This is a genomic window from Pseudomonas tehranensis (genome assembly GCF_014268615.1).
Taxonomy (GTDB): domain Bacteria; phylum Pseudomonadota; class Gammaproteobacteria; order Pseudomonadales; family Pseudomonadaceae; genus Aquipseudomonas; species Aquipseudomonas tehranensis.
Genome location: NZ_JABWQV010000007.1, coordinates 58,823 through 66,291, shown reverse-complemented (window position 1 = coordinate 66,291; position 7,469 = coordinate 58,823). Strand labels below are relative to the sequence as shown.

At 61.0% G+C, this 7,469-nt stretch carries 5 protein-coding genes; 3 read left to right on the top strand and 2 right to left on the bottom strand.

Annotation, left to right across the window (positions count from 1 at the left end; all coding sequences use genetic code 11):
* Window positions 1-132: 132 nt before the first annotated feature.
* Window positions 133-1,281, bottom strand: coding sequence for a MalY/PatB family protein (locus HU811_RS03595; RefSeq protein WP_186653989.1), 1,149 nt, complete (start codon window positions 1,279-1,281; stop codon window positions 133-135).
* A 182-nt stretch (window positions 1,282-1,463) separates the two neighbouring features.
* Between HU811_RS03595 and HU811_RS03590 the strand changes: the two genes are divergently transcribed.
* The 3 genes from HU811_RS03590 (at window position 1,464) to HU811_RS03580 (ending at window position 5,176) form a co-directional block, all read left to right on the top strand.
* Window positions 1,464-2,975: a methyl-accepting chemotaxis protein gene (locus tag HU811_RS03590; RefSeq protein WP_092453534.1), complete on the top strand. Its 1,512-nt coding sequence runs from the start codon at window positions 1,464-1,466 to the stop codon at window positions 2,973-2,975.
* Window positions 2,976-3,271: 296 nt separating this feature from the next.
* Complete coding sequence (locus HU811_RS03585; RefSeq protein WP_186653986.1) at window positions 3,272-4,018, top strand: YkgJ family cysteine cluster protein; 747 nt, start codon at window positions 3,272-3,274, stop codon at window positions 4,016-4,018.
* 249 nt (window positions 4,019-4,267) lie between these two features.
* Complete coding sequence (locus HU811_RS03580) at window positions 4,268-5,176, top strand: AraC family transcriptional regulator (RefSeq protein WP_092453540.1); 909 nt, start codon at window positions 4,268-4,270, stop codon at window positions 5,174-5,176.
* Between the two features lie 50 nt (window positions 5,177-5,226).
* On the opposite strand, the gene HU811_RS03575 is transcribed toward HU811_RS03580, so the two are convergent.
* Window positions 5,227-7,467, bottom strand: coding sequence for a xanthine dehydrogenase family protein molybdopterin-binding subunit (locus tag HU811_RS03575; protein WP_186653983.1), 2,241 nt, complete (start codon window positions 7,465-7,467; stop codon window positions 5,227-5,229).
* Window positions 7,468-7,469 lie beyond the last annotated feature (2 nt).

Below are 7,469 nucleotides of genomic sequence, written 5' to 3'. Positions count from 1 at the left end.
GCTTGCTCCCGCTGGGGCGCGCAGCGGCCCCAACAACCGGACAATCCGGTGTGTCAGGCAGGCCGAAGGGGACTGCTGCGCAGTCCAACGGGAGCAAGCTCCCTCGCCACAGGTTCTTCGTCGTCAGGGTGATCAGCCCCTGGCCTTCAAGCTTCGCTCCATCCGCGCAATCCCTTCCTCCAGCAGCGCCCGTGGGCAGCCGAAGTTCAAGCGCACGAACTGCCCGGCATCGTCGCCAAAATCCAGTCCGGCGCTCAGGCCGACCTTGGCTTCTTTCAGGAAGAAGCCCTGCGGGTCGTCCAGCCCCAATCCCGAGCAATCGAGCCAGGCCAGGTAAGTCCCCTGGGGCACGGTCATGGTGATGCCTGGCAGACGAGTCTTTACGGCGTCGACCAGGTAGTCGCGGTTGGCTTGCAGGTAAGTCTTCAATTCTTCCAGCCACGGGCCAGCGTCGCTGTAGGCCGCGCGGGTCGCTTCAAGGCCCAGGGCGTTGACGCTGTCGACCATACCGGCCCGGGCGCTGTTGACCCGCTCGCGGACTTTGGCGTTCTGGATGATGGCGAATGAAGTTTTCAGTCCGGCAATGTTGTAGGCCTTGCTGGCCGACATCAGGGTGATGGTGCGCTCGGCAATCTCAGGGCTGAGGGTGGCGGTGGGGATGTGCACACGACCGTCGAAGCACAGTTCGGCATGGATTTCGTCAGAAATGATCCAGGCATTCTGCTCCAGGCAGATATCCGCCACGGCCTTGAGTTCTCCCCGGCCAAACACTTTACCCAGCGGGTTGTGAGGGTTGCTCAGCAACAGTGCACCACCGCCGTGCAACGCATCACGCAGCGCGACCAGGGGCGTGTGGAATTCGCCGTTGAGCGGGTTGAACGGCAGTTCCACCTTGTTCAGTTGCCAGTGAGCGGGGGCATTGCGCAGCGGCGGGTAATTGGGCACCTGTACCACAACGTTCTGCGCAGGCTCCACCAAGGCGTGCAGCGCCATGTTGAACCCTGGTTCGACACCCGGCAGGAAGACGATCTGCTGAGGCTCGACGCGCCAGGCGTACTTGTTCCAGAGGTCCGCAACGATGGCGGCGCGCAGCGAGTCCTGGGCCACGCTGTAGCCCAGCATCGGGTGTTCGAGGCGTTTGTGCAGGGCGTCGATGACCACCGGCGGAGCAGGGAAGTCCATGTCAGCCACCCACATGGGCAACACATCGGCGCTGTAGCGACTCCACTTGGTGCTACCGGTACCGTGGCGCTCCAATACCGTGTCGAAATCGAAAGTCATGGTGGTTCCATCAGGTCTGGGAATGAGATGGCGAACATCATAAAGCAAAGATCAATGAAAAAAGGTAGGTGGCCTAGTGCCACTAACCAAGGGTAATCGGCTACAGTTCCATTCCGACACGCCGATAAGCCTGCGAGCGGCATTGGTAACGGATCATCCACCCCCCGAAAAGGACAGCCCCCATGACATCGCCCGTGCGCTTTAACGATCACTACCGTAAGGCTGATCGCATCATGCTGGGGTTACTCTGGCTCACTTTTGTCTACTCCCTTTGCCTGGCCTTCCTGCACTCCACCTTCAGCCAGGCGCTGCTGATAGGGGCGACGACCTGCCTGCTGACCACCGTGCTTTATCGCGGCCTGGGCGGCACCCGGGCCATGCGCTGTGTCATCGCCGTGGCGCTGATGGTCATGGCCGCCCTGCACATCAACCAAACCCGTGGCGTGATCGAGTTCCACTTCGGGATTTTCGTCCTGCTGGCGGTGCTGACGTTCTACCGTGACTGGCTGCCGATCATCGTGGCCGCCGCCACTATCGCTATTCACCACGTCGGTTTTCACTGGCTTCAGCACCAGGGTTATCCGGTGTTCGTCATGGCCAACCACGGCGGCTGGACCATGATTTTCATACACGCCTTCTACGTGGTGGTGGAAAGCGTGATCCTGATTTACCTGGCGAACCAGAGCTTGGCCGATGCCACGGAAAACCAGGATGTGCTCGATAAAGTGCTGGCCGCCGCCATGCAGTTGAGCAGTGACACCCAGACCCAGCGCAACCGGGGGGACAAAGTCTCTTCGTCCGAGCGTTTCGATCATTTCCTGCAGCAGATCACCAACCTGGTAGACGGTGTGGTGCGCGATACCCGCAACCTCTCGGACTTGGGCCAGGATCTTTCTCAGGTCGGCCAGACACTGGAGCACGGCGCCAGGCATCAGCTCAATGAAGTGGCACAGATGAGCGGCGCGATTGGCCATCTGGTCCAGGCCATGGACAGCATTGCCGGGCATGTCGGCCAGACGGTACAACGCGCCGGCCAGGCCAGTGAACAGGTCAACCGCGGGCGCAGCACGGTTGACCAGAGCCGCGAGGAAATTGTCGAGTTGGCCGGTCGCCTCAACCTGACCAACGAAACCGTGCAAGGCCTGGCCGAGCAGGCGCAACAGATCGGCCAGGTGCTGGATGTCATTAACAGCATCGCCGAACAAACCAACCTGCTGGCCCTCAACGCCGCCATTGAGGCCGCCCGGGCCGGGGAGCAGGGACGCGGTTTTGCGGTAGTGGCGGACGAAGTCCGGACCCTGTCGCAAAAGACCTCGACGTCGACCACGGAAATCCAGCAGATCATCGCCAAGCTGCAACAGGGCAGCCGTCAGGCAGCCCTCGCCATGCAAGACAGCCAGGAAGGTGTACAACGCTGCGTATCGGCCAGCCAACTCGCCTCGCAACTGCTACATGCAGTGGTAGAGGACATCGCGGCGATCAACCACTTCAACGACCTGATCGCCAGCACCACCCAAGAACAGTCCGAGGCCTCGAAGGGCATCAATGAACGCTTGCAAAGTGTCCAGGCAGTCGCTGAGCGCAACGCCGATAACATTGGCATTTTGACTCGGAGCAGCCAGTGCCTGCCACCGTTGGCGGAACGATTGGCGGTGTTGGGGCAGGCGTTTCATCGCAAAGGCGGGGCGGTTTGACTGGGTTCGCGCCGGGCTTGCCAGGCCATCTGACGGCGGGCTGATCTGGTGAAGGGGTTGTGCCGTTCTCTGCTGAGTGAGGGTTTGCAATATTCGACACCAAGACGGCCTGGAACAACGCCATTTCGTTCCAAAGGCGGTCACCTGAAATCACCTTGAATCGGGCAACTATTCCGGCGGATCCGGCAAGCGGATCTGTTCTTCGCTCCACATACTTTCACGACCCTGAGACCCTGCCACGGATGTATGCGCGTGGCAGGCCTGTCTGGTCGAAAACATGTGTGTGAGTGTTTGATATGGAAAACAACGCTATCCGGTTTGCCTGCAACGGCTGCGGGATCTGCTGCAAAGGCCGTCTGATTCCGCTGACACTGGCGGAAACCAGGCAGTGGCTACAACGGGGGCATGAGGTGGCGGTGATACTGGAGGCGTTTGATGAGTCGACGTGGGATTCGCAACCTCATCAGTTCACTCACAGTGCCCAGCGAGCCGTGGAGGTGACCAGCGGCGAGGCCAGGATCCGGGTCGTTGCGGTGTTGGCGGGCAACGCGTTGGAACAATGCCGGAATCTCGGCGACGACGGCCGTTGCGGTATCTATGAGGAGCGGCCACTGGTCTGTCGAATCTACCCGATGGAAATCAATCCCTTCATTGCCTTGGACCCCGGAAACAAAATTTGCCCTCCTGAAGTCTGGGAGGAGGGTGACATCTTGTTCACCGACAGGGTGGTTGATCCGCTCCTGGCTGATCAGATCGAACGCTCCCGTCAGGCTGACAGGGACGACGCACACGCCAAAATTGCACTGTGTGAGGCCATGGGGCTGAACGTTGCGGCGTGGAAGGGTAACGCGATGGCCGTGTATCTGCCTGACCGAGCGCAGTTGCTCGAGGCCTTGGATCGCCACAACTGCGGGATAGCTGCGCCGGCAGGTCCGGGTTGGAAGGTGCGGGTCGACGCCCCGGCGTTACGCCACCAACTGCATCAAAAAGGGGTGGCGTTGGACGATCAACTCTCAACCGATTACATCTTCCACCGGCTGTAGGCTCAAACTGGAGTCATCACTTTGGGCATACTGCACCTCTGAAACATCTTGTTATATCTAGCCATGCGTGATGGGTGTTACGGATGGCTCGTTGAATCGTGCAAGAAATTGCGCCGATCAGGCAAGCGACTCGAGCCGCCGGCCCTCCATACTGCGGCCATGCTGACCCACGACGGTTTGCGGTAACGGCGAACGTCATCCGCGGTTGCCCGTGGGCAGCGATGGGGCTGATGGTTTAAGGAGTCGAAGGTGCAACCCAATACTGAACACGACCAGACCGCTGGCGATATCAACCGCCTGGCCGTCGCGGTCAGTCAGATTCTATCCAGCGAAGGCGATCGGGTGACCGACATTCCTGGCTTGAGCCTGCATCGGCGCCAAGCGGTCACCGCCCCCATGCACTGTATCTATGGCTTGGGCATTGGCGTCACTTTGCAGGGCCGCAAGCAAGCCATGATAGGGGACGAAATCCTGACCTATGTGCCTGGCCAGTCCATGGTGACCAGCGTAGATCTACCGGTTATTTCACATATCTCTCAGGCCAGTGCCGCCAAGCCATTTCTGGGCATGATGCTGAGATTTGAAAGCGCCACGGTGATGCAAGTGGCCGAGCGTATGCACCTGTCCCAGCGCATGAGAGATGGTGCGTTTCGCCCGATTACCGTGCAACCCCTGGATGCCGGGGTGCTGGATGCCCTGATGCGTTTGGTGAATCTGCTCAAAGAGCCGCAATTGTTGGAGGCTGTGGCTCCGCTGATCAAGGAAGAAATCATCGCTCGCCTGTTAAGCGGTTCCCACGGCCCGCAGTTGCTTCATGTGGTCACCGCCGGCTCGCCCAGCCAACACATTGCCAAGACCGTCGCCTGGTTGAAACTCAATTTTCGTCAGGCATTGCGCATGGACGATTTGGCGGCACAAGCGCACATGAGCCCTTCTACCTTTCGTCAGCACTTTCGCGCCGTGACAGGAATGAGCCCGCTGCAATACCAGAAGCAATTGCGGCTCCAGGCGGCCCGGCAGTTGATGCTGAGCCAGAACGTCGACGCCAGCAGTGCAGGGGGGCAGGTTGGGTACGAAAGCGCTTCGCAGTTTAGTCGCGAATACAGCCGCCTGTTTGGCGAACCGCCGCAACGGGATATCAAGCGTATTCGTTTGTAACAGGGCGGCACGTCTGGCGGTGCAACCACCAGACGTGCATCGCGCTGTTGTCACGTCATCTTGAACGGCAATTCCCGCAACGGCTTGCCCGTAAGACTGGCGATGGCATTGGCAAAGGCCGGAGCCAGCGGCGGCAGGCCTGGCTCGCCCATTCCCGTGGGCGGTTCGGCGCTTGGCACGATGTGCACGGCAATCTCCGGCATGTCGGTGATGCGCGGCACGCTGAAGTCTGCAAAATTACTCTGCTGCACGACGCCGTCCTTCAAGGTGATGGCGCCTCCGGGCAGGCACATCGACAATCCCATCAACGCGGCACCTTGCACCTGAGCCTCGACACTGCGCGGGTTGACCACCAGGTTGCAATGCACACCCGCAGTCACTTGGTGCAGCACCGGGCGACCGTCCTCTAGCGAAGCTTGCACCACGTAAGCCACCACCGAACTGAACGACTCATGCACCGCCACGCCCCAGGCATGCCCAGCCGGTAGCGGGCGTTTGCCGTATTCGCTCTTGTCCACCGCCAATTGCAGCGCAGCGCGATGGCGCGGGCTTTGATCGGCGAACAGTTTCATCCGGTAGGCCACCGGATCCTGCTTCGTTGTACGGGCGATCTCATCGATCAAGGTTTCCATCACAAACGCCGTATGGGTGGAACCTACGCTGCGCCACCACAGGATGGGGACGTTGACGTTTGGGTGATGGACCGTCAGGCGCATCGGCAGCGGATAAGGATCACGCATCCCTTCCGTGGCGGTGGGGTCGATGCCGTTTTTCACCCGGCCACCAAACACGGTGCCGGTGAGAATGGATTGCCCGACCAAGGCGTGATCCCAGGCCAGGACCTTGCCGCTTTCGTCAAAACCGATGCGCGCACGGTGCAGGTGCATGGGGCGGTAGTAGCCGCCCTTGATGTCGTCTTCTCGGCTCCAGAGTGTACGGACAGGGGCATTGAGCCCTGCAGCACGGGCGGCCTTGGCCACCTCGCAAGCCAACACGACGAAGTCGCCTGTGGGCACGCCGCGCCGGCCAAAACCACCGCCGGCCGTCTGCACATTCATTTGTATTTGCTCGGGTTTGAGGTTCAGCACCTTCGCAGCCGCTGCACTGTCGCCGCCGGGAAACTGCGTACCGACCCACAGTTCGGCGCGGCCTTCGTTGAGCTGCACCGTACAGTTCAACGGTTCCATGGGGGCGTGGGCGAGGTAGGGGAATACGAACTCGGCTTCCAGTTGATGCGTTGCGGTTGCCAGCGGCGTCATGTCGGCATCGAAGCGCAGTGGGCCGGGTTGACCGGCCAGCTCCCGGTACTGGAGCAATTGTTTTTCGCTGTCCACCTTTTCGACGGACGCCAGGTCCCACTCCAGCTTCAAGGCATCGCGTGCGAGCTTCGCCTGCCAGTAACCATCGGCGAGCACCGCGACACCTTCAGCGCCGCCGTCCAGCGGCACGCGCAGCACAGCTTTCACGCCCTGGGTGGCGCGTGCGGCGCTGTCATCCAACGAAGCGATTCTGGCACCGAACACCGGCGGGTGAGCAACCACGGCTGTGAGTTGCCCAGGCAGATGCATATCGATGCCGAAGTCCTGCTGGCCACTGCTCTTGGCCTTGGCGTCGATGCGCGTGGTGGCATGCCCAATGATGCGAAACTCCTTGGGATCCTTGAGCGTCACCTTTTCGGGCACAGGCAGCGCCATAGCGGCTTCGGCCAATTCGCCGTAGCTGGCTTTACGGCCCGCTGGGCCGAGTACCGTACCGGCCTGGGTGCTCAGGCTGTTGGCGTCGACGTTCCAACGCGCGGCCGCCGCGGCGAGCAGCATGGCGCGGGCGCGCGCGCCAAGTTCGCGGTACTGGGTATAGCTGTTCTTGATCGAGTTGGAGCCGCCGGTGAGGTGCACACCAAAGATCGGATCCTGGTAAGCAGCGTCACCGTTGCCGTTGCGCGCTCGCACCAGACTCCAGTCGGCATCGAGTTCTTCGGCAAGAATCATCGGCAGACTGGTCTGCACGCCCTGGCCGAACTCCAACCGGTTGATCGTCACGGTGACTTCGCCGTTGGGCGCGATCTGCACGAATGCCGACGGTTGCTGGTTCGGCTTGAGTGGCGCTGCGGCCCCGCCGTTGGCCTCTTGCGCCAGGGCCAGATGAGGAAAAGCGCCCAGGGCTAGACCGCCGATGCCGACAATCTTGAGGAAGCTGCGGCGGGGAAGGGTGGTGGGGCCGTCAGCCTGATCATGCTCAAGCATGTGCTGCAAAGCGCGGGGAATTTCGTCTGGAAAAATCTCGTTCAACATGG

What these genes read in the sequence shown, in the direction of transcription:
- HU811_RS03595 (WP_186653989.1), bottom strand. Translation starts at nt 1,281, where the DNA reads ATGACTTTCGATTTCGACACGGTATTGGAGCGCCACGGTACCGGTAGC.
- HU811_RS03590 (WP_092453534.1), top strand. Translation starts at nt 1,464, where the DNA reads ATGACATCGCCCGTGCGCTTTAACGATCACTACCGTAAGGCTGATCGC.
- HU811_RS03575 (WP_186653983.1), bottom strand. Translation starts at nt 7,467, where the DNA reads ATGTTGAACGAGATTTTTCCAGACGAAATTCCCCGCGCTTTGCAGCAC.
- HU811_RS03585 (WP_186653986.1), top strand. Translation starts at nt 3,272, where the DNA reads ATGGAAAACAACGCTATCCGGTTTGCCTGCAACGGCTGCGGGATCTGC.